General features: G+C 60.7%; 13 protein-coding genes. 7 read left to right on the top strand and 6 right to left on the bottom strand.

All coding sequences use genetic code 11. From position 1 onward, the window contains the following. Positions 1–15 precede the first annotated feature (15 nt). Positions 16–2,790 (bottom strand): RHS repeat-associated core domain-containing protein, encoded by a 2,775-nt coding sequence (locus BK665_RS11275; RefSeq protein WP_123405462.1) that lies wholly within the window; start codon positions 2,788–2,790, stop codon positions 16–18. Positions 2,791–2,957: 167 nt separating this feature from the next. Between BK665_RS11275 and BK665_RS11270 the strand changes: the two genes are divergently transcribed. The 3 genes from BK665_RS11270 to BK665_RS11260 all read left to right on the top strand — a co-directional run bounded on the left by BK665_RS11270 (position 2,958) and on the right by BK665_RS11260 (position 5,558). Continuing rightward, positions 2,958–3,422 (top strand): multidrug transporter, encoded by a 465-nt coding sequence (locus BK665_RS11270; protein ID WP_123405460.1) that lies wholly within the window; start codon positions 2,958–2,960, stop codon positions 3,420–3,422. A gap of 32 nt (positions 3,423–3,454) precedes the next feature. Then, positions 3,455–4,279 carry an SDR family oxidoreductase gene (locus tag BK665_RS11265; RefSeq protein ID WP_123405458.1) on the top strand — a complete coding sequence of 275 codons (825 nt, stop codon included), beginning with the start codon at positions 3,455–3,457 and terminating at the stop codon, positions 4,277–4,279. A gap of 280 nt (positions 4,280–4,559) precedes the next feature. Continuing rightward, entirely contained in the window at positions 4,560–5,558 is a 999-nt protein-coding gene (locus BK665_RS11260; RefSeq protein ID WP_185076496.1) for an SEL1-like repeat protein, read from the top strand. Positions 5,559–5,669: 111 nt separating this feature from the next. Here BK665_RS11260 and BK665_RS11255 read toward each other — a convergent pair whose 3' ends face one another. After that, the gene (locus BK665_RS11255) at positions 5,670–6,551 is read right to left on the bottom strand and encodes a LysR family transcriptional regulator (RefSeq protein WP_123405454.1); all 882 of its coding nucleotides are present in this window, start codon (positions 6,549–6,551) and stop codon (positions 5,670–5,672) included. Positions 6,552–6,660: 109 nt separating this feature from the next. Here BK665_RS11255 and BK665_RS11250 point away from each other — a divergent pair, with 109 nt between their 5' ends. The 4 genes from BK665_RS11250 to BK665_RS11240 all read left to right on the top strand — a co-directional run bounded on the left by BK665_RS11250 (position 6,661) and on the right by BK665_RS11240 (position 9,898). Then, entirely contained in the window at positions 6,661–8,031 is a 1,371-nt protein-coding gene (locus tag BK665_RS11250; protein WP_123405452.1) for an MFS transporter, read from the top strand. Further along, complete coding sequence (locus tag BK665_RS11245) at positions 8,028–8,429, top strand: DUF4440 domain-containing protein (protein ID WP_123405450.1); 402 nt, start codon at positions 8,028–8,030, stop codon at positions 8,427–8,429. Before BK665_RS11250 ends, BK665_RS11245 begins: the two co-directional genes overlap by 4 nt. Positions 8,430–8,581: 152 nt before the next feature. Beyond that, positions 8,582–8,899, top strand: coding sequence for a hypothetical protein (locus BK665_RS34780; protein ID WP_259699598.1), 318 nt, complete (start codon positions 8,582–8,584; stop codon positions 8,897–8,899). A gap of 36 nt (positions 8,900–8,935) precedes the next feature. Further along, positions 8,936–9,898, top strand: coding sequence for an NHL repeat-containing protein (locus BK665_RS11240; protein WP_259699597.1), 963 nt, complete (start codon positions 8,936–8,938; stop codon positions 9,896–9,898). Between the two features lie 74 nt (positions 9,899–9,972). Here the strand turns inward: BK665_RS11240 and BK665_RS11235 are convergent, their stop codons facing one another. The 4 genes from BK665_RS11235 to BK665_RS11220 all read right to left on the bottom strand — a co-directional run bounded on the left by BK665_RS11235 (position 9,973) and on the right by BK665_RS11220 (position 14,844). Next, positions 9,973–10,830, bottom strand: a complete 858-nt coding sequence (locus BK665_RS11235) for an efflux RND transporter periplasmic adaptor subunit (protein WP_123405448.1) — start codon at positions 10,828–10,830, stop codon at positions 9,973–9,975. Positions 10,831–10,840: 10 nt separating this feature from the next. Next, entirely contained in the window at positions 10,841–11,041 is a 201-nt protein-coding gene (locus tag BK665_RS11230) for a DUF1656 domain-containing protein (protein ID WP_007896379.1), read from the bottom strand. Further along, the gene (locus BK665_RS11225; RefSeq protein ID WP_123405446.1) at positions 11,031–13,223 is read right to left on the bottom strand and encodes an FUSC family protein; all 2,193 of its coding nucleotides are present in this window, start codon (positions 13,221–13,223) and stop codon (positions 11,031–11,033) included. Before BK665_RS11225 ends, BK665_RS11230 begins: the two co-directional genes overlap by 11 nt. Before the next feature lie 121 nt (positions 13,224–13,344). Then, positions 13,345–14,844 carry an efflux transporter outer membrane subunit gene (locus BK665_RS11220; RefSeq protein WP_123405444.1) on the bottom strand — a complete coding sequence of 500 codons (1,500 nt, stop codon included), beginning with the start codon at positions 14,842–14,844 and terminating at the stop codon, positions 13,345–13,347. Positions 14,845–14,937 lie beyond the last annotated feature (93 nt).

Here is a 14,937-nt window from a genome sequence, read left to right as displayed (position 1 = left end):
GGCTTTTTTTTGCCTCTACGTCCGCGACATCTTTCGCGCCATTGCAGCCGACCCGCCCTTGAACCGTCGCATGGGTTCGGGCGACGGCACGTTTTGCGACGGGGCAAATGCTGCCGCGAACAGCTCCTGCGCGAAAGCGCTGGGGGCTGGCGTAGTCGGGTCAGACACCTCGGCGAACAGCGACGGCCGCGAGCCCGGCACGACCTGATCATGCAACCGTTCAAACACCACGCCTGGCTCCACCGCCGGTGCCGGTGCCTGGGACGCTCCGGATACAGCGATGTTGCTCAGTATCCGGTGCTGAATGACCGTCTGGGCTTCCGACTGCTTCATCGCGTTGCCCATCGCCACGCTCACGGCACCGACCAATTGCAGGGCCGGATGGCTGGCATGCATGGCCAGTTTGCCGCCCACCACGAACCCCGAGGCCACGGTATCGCGCCGGGCCGCCAGGACCTCCGGCGATTCGACCGGGCTGTTGAAGGCCACCGACAACGGTCCCATGATCCGACTGGTCATGTCTTCGCCGATCACCGTGCTCATCACCGAGGACATGACCTCACCCGAGTGATAGAGCACCGCGCCCGAGGGTGACGCGGTATTGGTACGAGCGGCGGCGATCACATGGGCCTGGTGGGTGTTCATCAGATTAGAGCTGTCCTTGGCCCCCAACTCCTGCAAGGCCCGGGGTATTTCCCGGCGATAGGCTTGAACATTCGGATCCGGGCTGTCCTCAAAAAAATTGCGTATCGGTTGCATGCCCGCCGCTTGCACCTGGGTCACCAGCCCTTGCTGCGCCAGGTGGTGATACATCTGATCGCGAGACTCGGTGGTGGACGTCTGGTTCGGCACTCGGCCATCGGGGTCTGCATAGACCAGTGGATTGTTGCGCATCGCCCGGTAGCGGTTATGGCCGTCGATGCCGCCGGCCGGATCCGGGTTGAGCCAGCGCTGCAACCACGGCACGTAATAACGCAGGCCGTAGTAATAAAGCGCTGTGGCATCCTGTTCTTTGCCCGAATAACGAATGATTTTGTAACTGACTTCATTCACATCATCGGCGGCAAACCAGGCGGTTGCGCCAAACGGGTAATAGACTTCCCGGCTGATAATTCGCGCGTCACTCGCAAGCTCCAGCGTGCAAGAACCCAAGTGATCGACGAGGCTGTAACGGTACTGATCGTTGCGTATGCCGTGGGGTGGATCGGTCTCCCAGTGCAGCACTCGCACGCTGTTGAGACCCGCCCGAGCGGTGACCACCTGCAACCTCTGCGCAGTCCCGTCATCGGTGCGCAGTTCAAGTCCAGGCAAGTAACGCGCATCAGCCACCACCGTCCGGGCATGGGTCTGCAACGTGCGAATTTTGCGCACCCGTTGACCGCCACCGTCGTAAACATACGACTCACTGTCATTGCGTCCGGATTCGCGCTCCACCGGGCTGACCGATTGCAACTGGCTACGCGAATTCCACGTCAACAACCGGCCCTGATCCAGCTCAAGCAAATTACCGCCGGCATCGAACGCGGCGGCGATTTCGTCTTCGCTGGGCGGCACGCCATTGCGATACGGCAGACAGCGATTGCTGTACCGGGCGGCTTTTAGTTCACGCCCCGAGCTCTGCGCGCCGACGTGCGTCAGTTTCAGTAGATTGCCACCCTCGTCATAGCGGTAGACCTGCTGATAGTTACTGACCGCCGCCGGATCGCTCCGCCCCACCGATGCCGGCCCCTGATTGGCGCTGCCCGCCTCCCAGCCAGACGCCTTGATCAATTGATCAAGGCTGTCGTAGCTAAAGACGCTGATGGGATCGACACGCTGATTATTGAAGTAGCGGGGCAACAACGCCTTGTCCTCGATGCTCAGGATGTTTCCCATTCGGTCATAGGCGTAGAGCAGATGTTGCAGTAATCCGACCTGATCGCTGTAGGCCCGACGCTCTGTCAAGCGACCGTCTTCAGGGCAATACGTGAGGATCGTTTGCACATCGTTGCCCGCGGTTTCTTGCTCGATTTTCGCCTCGGCGTTGTAGCGGATATCGCGCACCAGCGATTTCCAGCCGTTCTGGTCCTTTAACTGCAACCGGGTTTCGCGCAACCGACCGTCGAGTGTGAACTCGAAGGCAAGGCGGTTTTCCCTGGCATCGACTTGCTCCAATACCTCGCCCTGCGTGCTGTAACGCCAGCGTGTGGTGAAGTGAGCGTTTGATGCATCACCCTCGAACAGTCGAGTTTGCTCAACACACCGGCCAATGAGGTTGAACGCTGCGAAGTTCAAGCGACCGGCGGGGTCATCGTGACGAATCAACTGCCCGTATTGATTCTGCGTCTGGCTGCCCTGTTCGGGAGTGCCATATTCCATGCGTTCGACACAGTGCCGTGGCTGCGTGGCGGTTTGTTCGAAAACGGCCACAGGGCGAAGCAAGTCGTCGTACTCAATCTCACGGCGCACACCTCGGCTGTCCCAGCCCAGTAACACCTCGTTGCCAAGACCCGGCAAGCTGAGCTGCCAACCGGCGTCGACACTGTCAGTGAACAGCGCGTTACCGGTCATCGAGAACAACGTTGTGAGGTTGACGGGCGTCAGCGGATCTTCTTTTTGCAACGCCCAAAGCCGTGGGTCCCACTGTTCAACCCTACGTGCTGCGGCATCGTGGAACGTGCGGTTGATGCGTGCCTGGGCGGTGACGCCTTCGACCTCGCGCCAATACTCAACCGAACGGACCGTCAGGCCACGCGAATCGACAACGGACAATCCTGGTGTTTTGTGGTGCAGCATCGTTGAGGCCGGCATGCCCGTGTCGTCCCTGTTTACCAGCGGTCATCTAACCGCTGGTGAATATTCCAGGCTACTGTCAGAAATTACAGTGCCGACCAACGGCTACAGACCTTGATCGACGAATGTCCATTCCCTCAGCCCTTCGGTAGGATGGTCGCCATGAGTTCAAGGAGCGTTCACACATGTTCATCGGCGTCCTGCTGGTCATCACCTGGCTGATCCTGTTGCTGCGCTACCCCGCCAAGGCGTTTCCCGTGTCGGTGGCCGCCGCTGTGGGCCTGGGTCTGGTCGCCACCTGGGTGATCTGGCTGGACAACCGCGAGGTCAAGCAACTGGCGCGCCTTGAGCTGCGCATCAGCTACGCTCCCGAACACTGCCCGGCAGACCGCCCGCTGCTGCTGAAAATGAACAACGGCAACGACGTGCCGCTGACCGAACTGCGTTGGCGCATCGCCGCCTACGCGCCCGGCGACACGGTGAACCTGGCCGACAATCAATACGCCGCCCCGCGTTATCGCGGCCCCGGCGAATTGCAGGCCGGCGCCAATTGGGAAGATTGCTTGCCATTGCCACCGCTGCGCCCCGGTTACCGCCCGCAAACCCTGGAGTTTCGCGCCGAGCGTTTACAGGGTAGTTTCTCCGACTGATCCCCTTTCTACTTTTGCACAAGGACCGCGCCATGCCCGTTGCGTTGATTACCGGTTGTTCCAGCGGCATCGGCCGCGCCCTGGCCGATGTGTTCAAAACCGCCGGCTACGAAGTCTGGGCCAGTGCCCGCAAGGCTGAAGACGTGGCCGTACTGGCGGCGGCCGGTTTCACCGCAGTGCAACTGGACGTCAACGATGGCGCGGCACTCGATCAACTGAGCGGGCGCATTAATCAGCAACATGGCGGCCTCGATGTGCTGATCAACAACGCCGGTTATGGCGCCATGGGGCCGCTGCTCGATGGTGGCGTGCCGGCGATGCAGCGCCAGTTCGAAACCAACGTGTTTGCGGTGGTGGGTGTCACCCGTGCGCTGTTTCCAGTGCTGCGTCGGGCCAAGGGTCTGGTCGTGAATATCGGCAGCGTATCCGGCGTTCTGGTCACGCCATTCGCCGGCGCCTACTGCGCTTCGAAAGCCGCCGTGCATGCCCTGAGCGATGCCTTGCGCATGGAACTGGCGCCATTCGGCATCCGCGTGATGGAAGTCCAACCCGGTGCCATCGACACCAGTTTCGCCAAGAATGCCGGCCACGAAGCCGAGCAACTGATCAGCGAACAATCGCCGTGGTGGCCGCTGCGTGAGGGCATTCGCGCACGGGCCAAGGCGTCCCAGGACAAACCAACCCCAGCCGGAGAGTTTGCCGCAGTGTTGCTGAAGGCAGTGCAGCAGGAAAAACCGCCACGGCTGATCCGCATCGGCAATGGCAGCCGGGCTCTGCCACTGCTGGCGACGCTGCTGCCCAAGGGGTTGCTGGAGTCGACCTTGATGAAGCGGTTTGGTTTGAATCGCCAACTCTGAGCGTGGCAAACCGGTCTAATCGCGCCAGATCGTCACAATCATCATCAGACTCAGCAGCGCGCGCTGCTCGATCACACCGCCGGTGCCGCATCCATACAGGTTTGTATGCCCGGGTGCTTTCAGTAGAATGCGCGCACTTGAGAAATTCGACGCGTTTACGCCGACTCAAGCAGCATGGAATCGCTGGCATTAAAACCGAAGCACGGATTGCTTTGCCTTCCCGCTCTTCCCCTGCCCGTGCCATGCGATCTCTATTCAATCGCCGATCAGGGAATATCCATTGAAATGTAAAAACCTGCTGCCGCTGGCATTGGCCACCGCGCTTGTCGGCTGCGGCGCGCCATCGCCAGACGAGACGCTGAACGCCACCTTGCCCAAGCTCAGCCTCAAGGAGCTGTTACCGCAAGCCGTTGCCAACGAGTATTGCAACCTCGACATGGACAGCGATCTGCTCTACGGCATCGGTTACCAGTTGTACAACGACGAAAAGCCTGAGCAAGCCCGCAGCTGCCTGATCATGGCCGCGCCCACCCATGAGCGGGCCTTGTGTTATCTGGCCAGCATCGCGGAAAAGGACACGAGCAAGGACAGCGCCCAACGCGACCGGGAAGCCTTCGGCTATATGGCGTATTCCGCGGTCAGAAATGACTCGTGCGCCGAGTTCGGCATGTTCCAGAGCTTTGCCTATGGCATGTACGGACAGACGCCGGACCTCGACCTCGGTATACGTTGGCTGGAACGCTCGGCACGCCATGGCGATCCGGATTCCCAGCAAACCCTGATTCGTATGCATACAAAAAAAGCCAATCTGCCCCTGGCTTACAGTTGGGCCAGAGTCCTCGACGACACGGCACAGGTCGACTCGCTGAAACAACGAATGAACCCGCAGCAACTCAGCGAAGGCGAAAAAGGTTACGAGCAACTGAGCAAGAACGTGACCAGCAAGGACGAGGTGAGCAAGCAAGCGCGAGAGGAAAACATCGCGGTGTACTCGGCGAACATCCATTTGCAATTCCCCGACACCTTCAAGGGACTCTCGCCGACAGATCGCCATGCCTTTATGGAGAACACACTGGCCACGGTGAGTGCTCGTCCCGAGTTCAGTACCCGTGATCAGTTTTACGCGTATGTGATCATTTCACGACAGGCTCAGCTGCACAGTCCCAATGCCAATGTCCTGCAGAATCCGCAGGTCATGGCGCTGCTCAGTGACAAAGAACTGGACGTAACGGATGCCGTGAAGAAGGCCGAAGTCATCCTAAGCCAGGCGCCACTGTAAGACGCCTTACCAACGAAGAGGCCCGGGGTGTCGTTCGCATGATTGGCGTACGACGCTGACCTGTAGGAGCAAGGCTTGCCCGCGATGGCGTCAGCACAGTCACTAGAAACCTCAACACCACCCCTTCATGAAATCAATAAACGCCCGCACCTTCAGCGGCAGGTGCCGGGTATCCGGGTACAACGCATAAACCCCTTGTTGAGCGAACCGGTGATCAGCCAGCAGATGCACCAGCCGTCCCGCCTCCAAATCCTCCTGAACCAGCCACTGCGGCAAAATCGCCACACCCTGCCCGGTCAACGCAAAGGCCCGCAACGTTGCCGAGTTGTCGGCGACAATCGCGGTTTTCCCCGGTTTTGGCTGGTACACATGCTCCGTCCCGGCCGGGTCGGTCACCGTCATTTCCGGCACTCGCCCATGCCCCAGGGTCGGTAACGATTCCAGCGCGGCCAGCGTATCGACGGCTTCGAAACGTTCGATCAACCCCGGCGCCGCCACGGCAAAAATCTCGAACGTCGACAACTGCACTGCCCGCAGGTTGGAGTCGTGCATGCGGCCCAGCCGAATCGCCACATCGAAACGCTCGGAGATCAGGTCGGCGTGGGTCGAGGACGTGGACAGGTGAATGTTTAACTGCGGATGTTGCTCACGAAATACTTCCAGCGCCGGCACCACTTGGGCCAGGGCGAACTCCACGGTGGTGGTGATGCGCAAAGTGCCCTTGAGCTGTGAATGCTCGGACCGGGCCTCTTCGATCGCCAGGCGGGCTTCGTCGAGGGTGCGCAGGCAACGTTGATAGAAGCGTTCGCCGGCATCGGTCAGGGCCAGTTGCCGGGTGTTGCGCGTGAGCAAGGTGACGCCCAGCTCTTCTTCCAACCGCTTGAGATTGAAGCTCACCACGGCACGGGTCTGCCCCAATGTCTCGGCCGCAGCGGTCAACGATCCGGCCTCGACCACAGCTTTGAAGGTATCGAATCGGTCCAGACTCACCATGTGGGCGGCGCTCCTTGTCAAAATGATTTTGACAAACTAGCAGCCAAACCAGCGTTTTCCTAACCCTGTCGACGCCCTACCCTGCACGTCTTATCACAGGGAGTTCGCCATGGCCTATCGCTCGAAAGTCGCGCTGGTGTATTTGTTGGGCTTTGCCCTCGACCTGCTGAACATGTTTGTGGCGAGCATTGCCTACCCTGACATCGCTCGCGAACTGCACGCCTCGGTCACCGAACTGGCATGGATCAGCAACGCCTACATGCTCGGGCTGACGCTGATCATTCCGATGAGCGTGTGGCTGGCGGCGCGGCTCGGCGAGCGGCGGCTGATCCTCGCCTCGCTGCTGGTGTTCGGGGTCGCCTCGGCACTGGTGGCCCAGGCAGGATCGATTGAAAGCCTGATCGGCTGGCGGCTGTTGCAAGGGCTCGGTGGCGGGCTGTTACTCCCGGTCGGCCAGGCCTTGGCCTATCGCCAGTTTCCACCGGCCCGGCGTGCGCATTTCACCGGCGTGGTGTTGCTGGTGGCGCTGATGGTCCCGGCCTTGTCGCCGATGGCCGGCGGGTTGATTGTGCAAATGTTGTCATGGCGCTGGATTTTCTACTTGAACGTGCCGGTGGCGCTGCTGACCTTCGGGCTCGGCCTGCTCTGGTTGAAAGCCGATCCAGCCGCCACCGAACGCCCGACGCTGGATGCCCGTGGCTTGCTGCTGGCGATCTCGGCCCTGAGTGGGTTGTTGATCGCCGCGAGCCTGTTAAGCGATGTCGACAGCCGCCACCTTGGCGTCGGCGTCCTGATACTCAGCATCATCATCCTGTGCTTGTACCTGCGCGATGGCTGGCGCAAACCCGAAGCCATTCTCGACCTGCCATTGATCAAGAACCCGTCCCTGCGCCTGGCGATGCTGATCTACCTGTTCGTGCCCGGCATTTTTACCGGGACCAACCTGATTGCCGTGTTGTACCTGCACGACCTCGGTGTCGGCGCGGCGCAAACCGGTGCGTTGATGTTGCCGTGGGCAGCAGGTTCGGGCGTGGCAATCGCGCTGGGCAAACGTACCTTCAACCGCATTGGCCCCAAGCCGTTGCTGATCGCCGGCATGATCCTGCAATGCCTGGGCATCCTGTTGCTGATGCGCATCGAACAACCCGCCGCTGCGCGGCTGATCCTCGCCTACGCCGTGATGGGCCTGGGCGGCAGTCTGTGCAGCGTCACCGCGCAGACCTTGGCATTTGTCGGCGTGATGCCGGAAAAAATGGGCCACGCCAGCGCCCTGTGGAACATCAATCGCCAGCTCGGCTTCTGCCTCGGCGCGGCGCTGTTGAGTTCGTTGCTTGGCGCGTTGGGGGCTGGAGGCTTCCACTATTGCTTCCTCGCCGCCGCCCTGCTGACACTGGTGCCGATGACCGCCGTCCTGCGCTTCGACTCGACGAAAATCCTCGCCCTGCTAACCTCTGCCCCCCTTCAGGAAAAATCCGTATGACTGACTACACCGACTACTTTGACGAAGTGATCCAGGCCCATGTGGCCATCGAGCAGTGGTTCGCCCATGAAGAAGACGAAGCCGCGCTAGAACAACTGCTGACCCGTTTCTCGCCGCAGTTTTCCATGGTCTCGCCGCTGGGCCGGGTTCTGGACCTGGAGGCATTAAGCGTGTTGTTTCGGATGGCGGGCGGGCAGAAGACCGGGTTCAGGATCGAGCTTGGCGAGCTGCGTGGGATTGCATTGCATGAGCGCGGTGCCACGGTGAGTTATCGCGAAAAGCAGACCGATGCGACGGGGTTGCATTCGGATCGGCGGTCTACCGTGGTATTCGAAAAACTCGAATCCGGGCGGGTGGTCTGGCGGCATTTGCAGGAGACGTTTTGTCCCACTGACTGAAGACATGATCCGTCCGTCCGAAAGGTGTCGCTACCTGTAAGTTCTGACAGTAGACGCGCTGTGGCGCGCAGCACAGGCTTCTACTGGCACCGGAAGGGATGTTTATCCCCTTCGCAACTCACCTGGCGTGATGATCTACATAGGACAACAGGATGAACACTCGCAATGATCATAAACCTGGATCCCCGGATGATGATTTTGGCGGCGACCCACTGTCTCCGGGAAAGCTCTCGCTGCAACTGCTACCGCATATCAATGGCTCTGACCGTCAAGTCAAAGGTGTTTGCACATTAGACTCAGGGAAAATCATCGTGGGTCTCGCCGTATCCCACGACGAGGATGACGAGGGACCTGGGTACGTAAATTTTTATTACGGACTGGCCCGTATGGATGAGCATGGACGCCTTGATGAAACCTTCGCGATTGATGGCTTTACGTTCGGGCAATACCAACCGTCGTTTAACGGATGAGGCGGCAAGGTCGCCGTTCATGGCGAACGCATTTATATGCTTGGCTTTACGAAATTGGCCTCGGAAACTGAATCTCCTCCGAGCCATTTGACCCTCTCTTGTTTCACCACAGAGGGCGTCCTGGACCCTGATTTTGCAGTAAAGGGTCATCTGATCCTGAGAAACCTGCCGATAGAAGAACTCGAGGACGACTCAACCGAACTTGCGATCCAGCCTGACGGCAAGATTGTCATCAGCGCGACTTATTACGCTCCGGGGAATCAGAGCAGAGTCAGCGGCGTTCTATATCGAGTCACCCCGAAAGGCGAATTGGATCGAAGTTTCAATACGACCGGTCGCGTGAACGTCTTTCTCAATGACGGCGCCGATCCAACCTGGGTCAATGCCTTGCAACTGATGGGCGACAAAATTCTGATCGCCGGCGACGTTACTCACGCTGGTGCAACGAAGGCTTACTTTGCCCGTTACAACCAGGACGGTACTTTGGACAGGACATTCGGTGAGCCAGCCAACCCGGGGGTCTATGTCCTGGACATCGCGGACACCACCCTGCATGCACTGGTGAAAACAGCCGATGACGGTTTTGTAGCCATCGGGAAGTCAGGTATCGACAGAGGCGAGGACGGCCATCAGCTACCCGTGAAAGGCCTGTTGGTAGGAAGGCATGCAGACGGGCAGCCGAACCTGCATTTCAACCGAGGGGAACCGGTCCTGACCCAGCTTGACCAGCACCTGGGTGACAACTGGCACGCAGGCTTCATCGACGCTGACCGTCGGATAACCGTCGTCAGCACCCACAGTTCAGTGCACTTCGGGCGTTTTCTCGACAACGGGCTTGTCGATACCAGCTTCGGCAACAATGGCTACGTAGGCGAGGACACCCTCACCGTCGCCAAACCTGCATTTATGCAACGGCGCCTGGGCAACCGATTTGTCTTTGGAGGAAACCCCCTCGGCCTCGGCGGCGCTTTAGGGGTGTTATGGGCGTACTGGAGTTGAAATAACAAATCTGGCACCAGCCCTCATGCCCCGCGGGCTGGTGAGGTTTAGGCCTATGCGTTGGGAGCCGGGCGTTACAACCCGGCTTTCACCACCACCGTGCACGTAATCCCCGCCGCCAACAGCACCCCTTCCGGCACTTCATCAATGTGAATCCGCACCGGCACCCGCTGAGCCAGCCGCACCCAGTTGAACGTCGGGTTCACGTCGGCTATCAGCTCACGACTCTCCGGGTTATCCCGGTCGTAGATGCCGCGAGAAATACTCTCCACATGCCCCTTGAGCACTTCGCCGCTCATGAGTTGCATATCGGCCTTATCGCCGACCCGCACATGAGGCAGTTTGGTTTCTTCGAAGAAGCCGTAGACCCAGAACGAGTTCATATCGACCACGGCCATTTTTGCTTCGCCGATGCGCGCATAGTCGCCGCGATGGACGTTGAGGTTAGTGACGTAGCCGTCCACCGCCGCCCGCACTTCGGTGCGTTTGAGGTTCAGTTCCGCTGCTTCCAGTTGCGCCTGGGCGTGTTGGTAATCGGCCAGGGCCGAGTCGGCGATGTTGCTCGCGTCGTCGCGGTTTTCCTTGGAGATCACCAGGGCGTCCATGTCGGCGCGGCGATGGGCGTTGACCTTGCGCATCTCCCACGTGGCCTTGCGCGAGGCCACCATCGACTGCGCCTGTTTGACGGCGATGCGGTAGTGCTCGGGGTCGATCTGCATCAGCAAATCGCCTTTCTTCACCAGTTGGTTATCGCGCACCGGCACATCCACCACTTCGCCGGTGACGTCGGCGGCGACGTTGATGATGTCGGCGCGCACCCGGCCGTCGCGGGTCCATGGTGTGTCCATGTAATGCACCCACAACGTCCGGCCGATCCATATGGCGAGGGCCAGCACCAGCAGGGTGGCGAGCAGGCTGAAGAGCTTTTTCATCGGAACGTTCTCAACGGTAGACAGTCAGCGCCAGGGCGCCGAACAGACAGGTAAACAGACTCAGGCGCAGCAGCGCCGGGTGCCAGAAGAAGCGGTACAAGTCGAACCCGGACAGGAAGCGGTCGAGCGCCCAGGCCAGTGCCGCGGCGATGAAAAACATCAGCGTCATGGTCGGCATGTACACGCCGTGGAAGGCGATTTCACGCGGCATGTTCAACTCCTTTGGCCGTAGCTTTTATGTAGCCGGATAGCGGTGATTGCGGGTCCAGTAATGACGTGCGGATGAAGTGAAGGTAACTCTTCACCCGGCGCAACGCCGAGGTATCGAAGTGCGGGGCGAAGGGTTCGTCGGTGGCTTGCACGCGGCTGATCGCGTGATCGACCGCGATCAACCCGCGCTCGAGATTGCTCTGGCTCGGTTGCAGAAACAGTCGCACCAGCGAACGCCCCATCACCCGGATCGCCTGGCGCCATGGCTGGGATTCGGCATAGGCCGGGTGCACCGGCAAAATCGCCTGTTCTTTGCGCAACTCGATGATCGCGTGGCCGACTTCCAGCACCACGAACATCCAGCGCAACAAGTCCCGTTGCACCTGCGGCGAACCGACCGCCAAGCCATAGGCCTGGTGCAGTAAATCCCGGGTGCGGCTTTCAAAACTCGAGCCCAGGCCCTTGAGCTTGCCGCTGATCGCGTACACCACTTGCTCGCGCAAATCCTGCTCCAGCCGCCGCCACAACCAGCGGCTGTTGGGCGGCAGGATGATCGCGCCAGCGGCGGCGCACACCAGCATGCCGAGGACCATGGCGATGTAGTCGTTGATAAAGGTGTAGGGGTTGTAGACCGTGAGGTTGTCCGGCACCGAACCGGTGCTGAAGAAGATCAGTAGCCCGAGGCCAATCCCGGCGTATTGCGGGCGCGAAGTCAGGAACGAACCAAGCACGATCACCGGCGCGAGCATTACGCACAGCAACGGAAAACCATCGATCCACGGGAAGATGAAAAACATTTCGACGAAGCCGATCAGCGCCCCGAGCAAGGTGCCGCAAGCCATCTGGAATGCCATGCGTTTCGGGTTCGGCGTGGCGGCGGACAAGCCCACGGTCGCGGCAGCAATCAACGTCATCGTCGCCCCGCTCGGCCACGCCGTGGCCACCCAATAACTGCCGAGCACCACCAGGATAAATGACGCACGAATCCCCGCCGCCGCCGAGGCCAGCCAGTTGGTTTGCGGGGTGAAGGGTTCGTCCCACTGTTCCCGAGCGTGACTGTGATCGGCCAGTGAGGCGTGGGTCTGGGCATAACTGTGCAGGTCATCGACGAAGCGATAGAGCAACTCGTACGCGGTGTGGAAATCCAGTTGCTCGGCGTCGCTCGGCTCGCTCTCCTGGAAGATCGCACGCAAGCTGCGCACCCGCGCCGGCAAGCCTTCCTTGTACGCGGTCAACGCCGTGACCAGACGCGCGGCATCGGCATCGGTCAACCCCCGGCCGCTGAAGCCGTCGAGCAATTCGGCCAGGTCCTGCAAACCGGGTTTGATCGCCGCCACCACGTGATCCGCCTCGCTGCTGCGCAAGCGTTCGAGCAATTGGTGCAGCGCGTTGAAGCGGGTGGTGATGCTCATGAACTCGCTGTTCAAGCGACTGAGTCGCCCAGTGCGCCGACGCATGTGCGGGTCTTCGAACACCGTCACGCTGCGCAAGCCTTCCAGGCCCACGGCTTCGGCGATGAAGCGCACATTGCTCGCTTCAAAGGCCTCCCGTTGGCTGCGCCCGCGCAAGCCGTCGGTGACGAACAGGGCGAACACGCCGAAGCGCTGATACAAGGCGTTGCGCATCGCGGCGCTGGCACTTTGCGGCAGGATTGCGGCGCTGATCAGGGTCGAGCAAATGATCCCCAGGGAGATTTCCAACACCCGCCAGACCGCCGCCATAAACGCGCCGTCCGGATGCGCCAATGCCGGCAAACCGACCATCGCCGCCGTATAACCGGCCAGCACAAAACCGTAGGCGCGGAAGTTGCGATAACGCGCCGCACCGGCGGTGCACAGGCCGACCCAGATCGCCAGCGAGCCAAGGAACAGTTCGGTGTTCTGCGCGAACAAAGCGATCAGCAATACCATCACCGTCGACCCGGCCAGCGTGCCGAGGAAGCGATAGAAACTCTTGGCCAGCACATGACCGCTTTGTGGCTGCATCACGATGAACACGGTGATCATCGCCGTGCGCGGCTGCGGCAGTTCCAGGCGCATGGCCAGCCACAGGGTCAGGAACGCGGCGAGCAGCACCTTGAAAATGTAGACCCAGGTCACGCCATCGCTGCGCGCCCAGTCGTAGAAGCCCCGACGCCATTCGAGGGAGTAGAGCCAGCGCAGGGGTGTGGGCAAGGAAGTCATCTGATCCTGCTCATTGATATTCAGTCGAGGCTCGAAACCTGCCTGTAGGAGCATGGCTTGCCCGCGATGGCGATCTCATGGGCGCCATCGCGAGCAAGCTTTGCTCCTACAGGGGTTGTGTTCACTGGAGAAGTGCCGGGGTTTTGGGAGCGGCGGTCTGGCTGTCTTTCGGCACATCGCTGCCCGCACCGAGCCCGCCGCCAAGGGCTGTCACCAATTCCGCGTGAGCACTGAGGCGCGCCGCTTGAACCTGCTGCTGCACCTGCTGCTGCTTGAACAACAACGTCTGGGCATTGAGCACATTGAGGTAGTCCGTGAGCCCACGCTGATAAGCGATCATCGCGATGTCGTAGGTTTTCTGCGCCGTGGCCACGGACTCGGCGGCGAAGGCCTGCTGCTTGTCCATGGACTCGCGGCGGATCAACTGATCGGAGATGTTCTTCAGCGCATTGACCAGGGTCTGGTTGTACTTGGCCACGGCGATGTCGTATCCGGCCGAGGCTTCGCCCAGTTCCGAGCGCAAACGGCCGCCGTCGAAAATCGGCAACGAGATCGCCGGGCCGACGCTGTAGTTGAGTTTCTTGCCGGTCAGGAATTCCAGCGCCCCGCCGCCAGTGGCCATGTAGCCGAGGCTGCCGACCAGATCGACGTTGGGGTAGAAACCGGCGTGGGCCACATCGATGCCCCGGGCCTGGGCCGCCACTTGCCAGCGGGCAGCAACCACGTCCGGGCGTTGGCCGAGCAGTTGCGCAGGCAACGGTGACGGCAGTTTGAGTGGCGCGCCCAATGCCAGGGTCGGGCGCTGCAACTGCGCGCCCTCCCCCGGACCTTTGCCCGCGAGCGCCGCGAGTTGGTTACGGCTCAGGGCGATTTCTTCGTCCAGGGCGTCGATCTGCCGATGGGTTTCCGGCAGTGGGGTTTGGGCCTGGCTGACTTCGAAATGGGTGCCGATCCCGCCGTTCAGACGCTTTTGCGCCAGGTCGAGAATCTGCTGTTGCTGCTGCAACGTCGCGGCCACGATGTCCCGTTGTGCGTAATGCAGCGACAGTTCGATGTAGGCGCGCACGATGTTGTTTTGCAATTCGAGCTGGGCCAGGCGCGCTTCGGCCGCCGTCATGTGCGCCATGTCCACGGCGCGCTCGGTGGCATTGCTTTCGCGGCCCCAGAGGTCGAGGGCGTAGCTGAAGCCCAAAGCGGCGTTGTTGTCCCAGGTGGTCGTATTGGCCAACTCACCGGGACCGTAAAACTGGTCGGTCGCCCAGTTGTGGCGCTTGAGGGTCGATTCGCCGTTGATCTGCAACGACTCGGCGGCCTCGGCGATGCCGGCCATGGACTTGGCCTGGCGCACCCGGGCGGTGGCCATGGCCATGGTCGGGCTGCCTTGCACGGCGAGGTCGATCCAGCGGTTCAGTTGCGGGTCGCCATAGGCCTGCCACCATTGCGCGGTGGGCCAGTGAGCGTCCTGCGCAGCGTTCTGGATGGCTTCGTCGGTGGCCAGCGAATCAGCCTCCAGCGCCTTGCCCTGCGGAGCAATACCTCCGGTTCCGATGCAGCCGCTGATTGCCAGGGTTAAAGCCAAAACACTGAGCGTCTTGAGCGCTCTGTTGATGCGACGCGGCACTGCTGCAAATTCCTGAGATAGGGGGGAAGGCAAAAAAATTGTGGGATCGCACACCGTAATCCTTGTGGGAGCGAGCTTGCTCGCGATGGCGCT

This window comes from Pseudomonas frederiksbergensis, assembly GCF_003732665.1.
Lineage (GTDB): Bacteria > Pseudomonadota > Gammaproteobacteria > Pseudomonadales > Pseudomonadaceae > Aquipseudomonas > Aquipseudomonas frederiksbergensis_G.
Note: the sequence above shows the minus strand (reverse complement) of the source record. Positions and strands in the feature narration are given on the sequence as shown.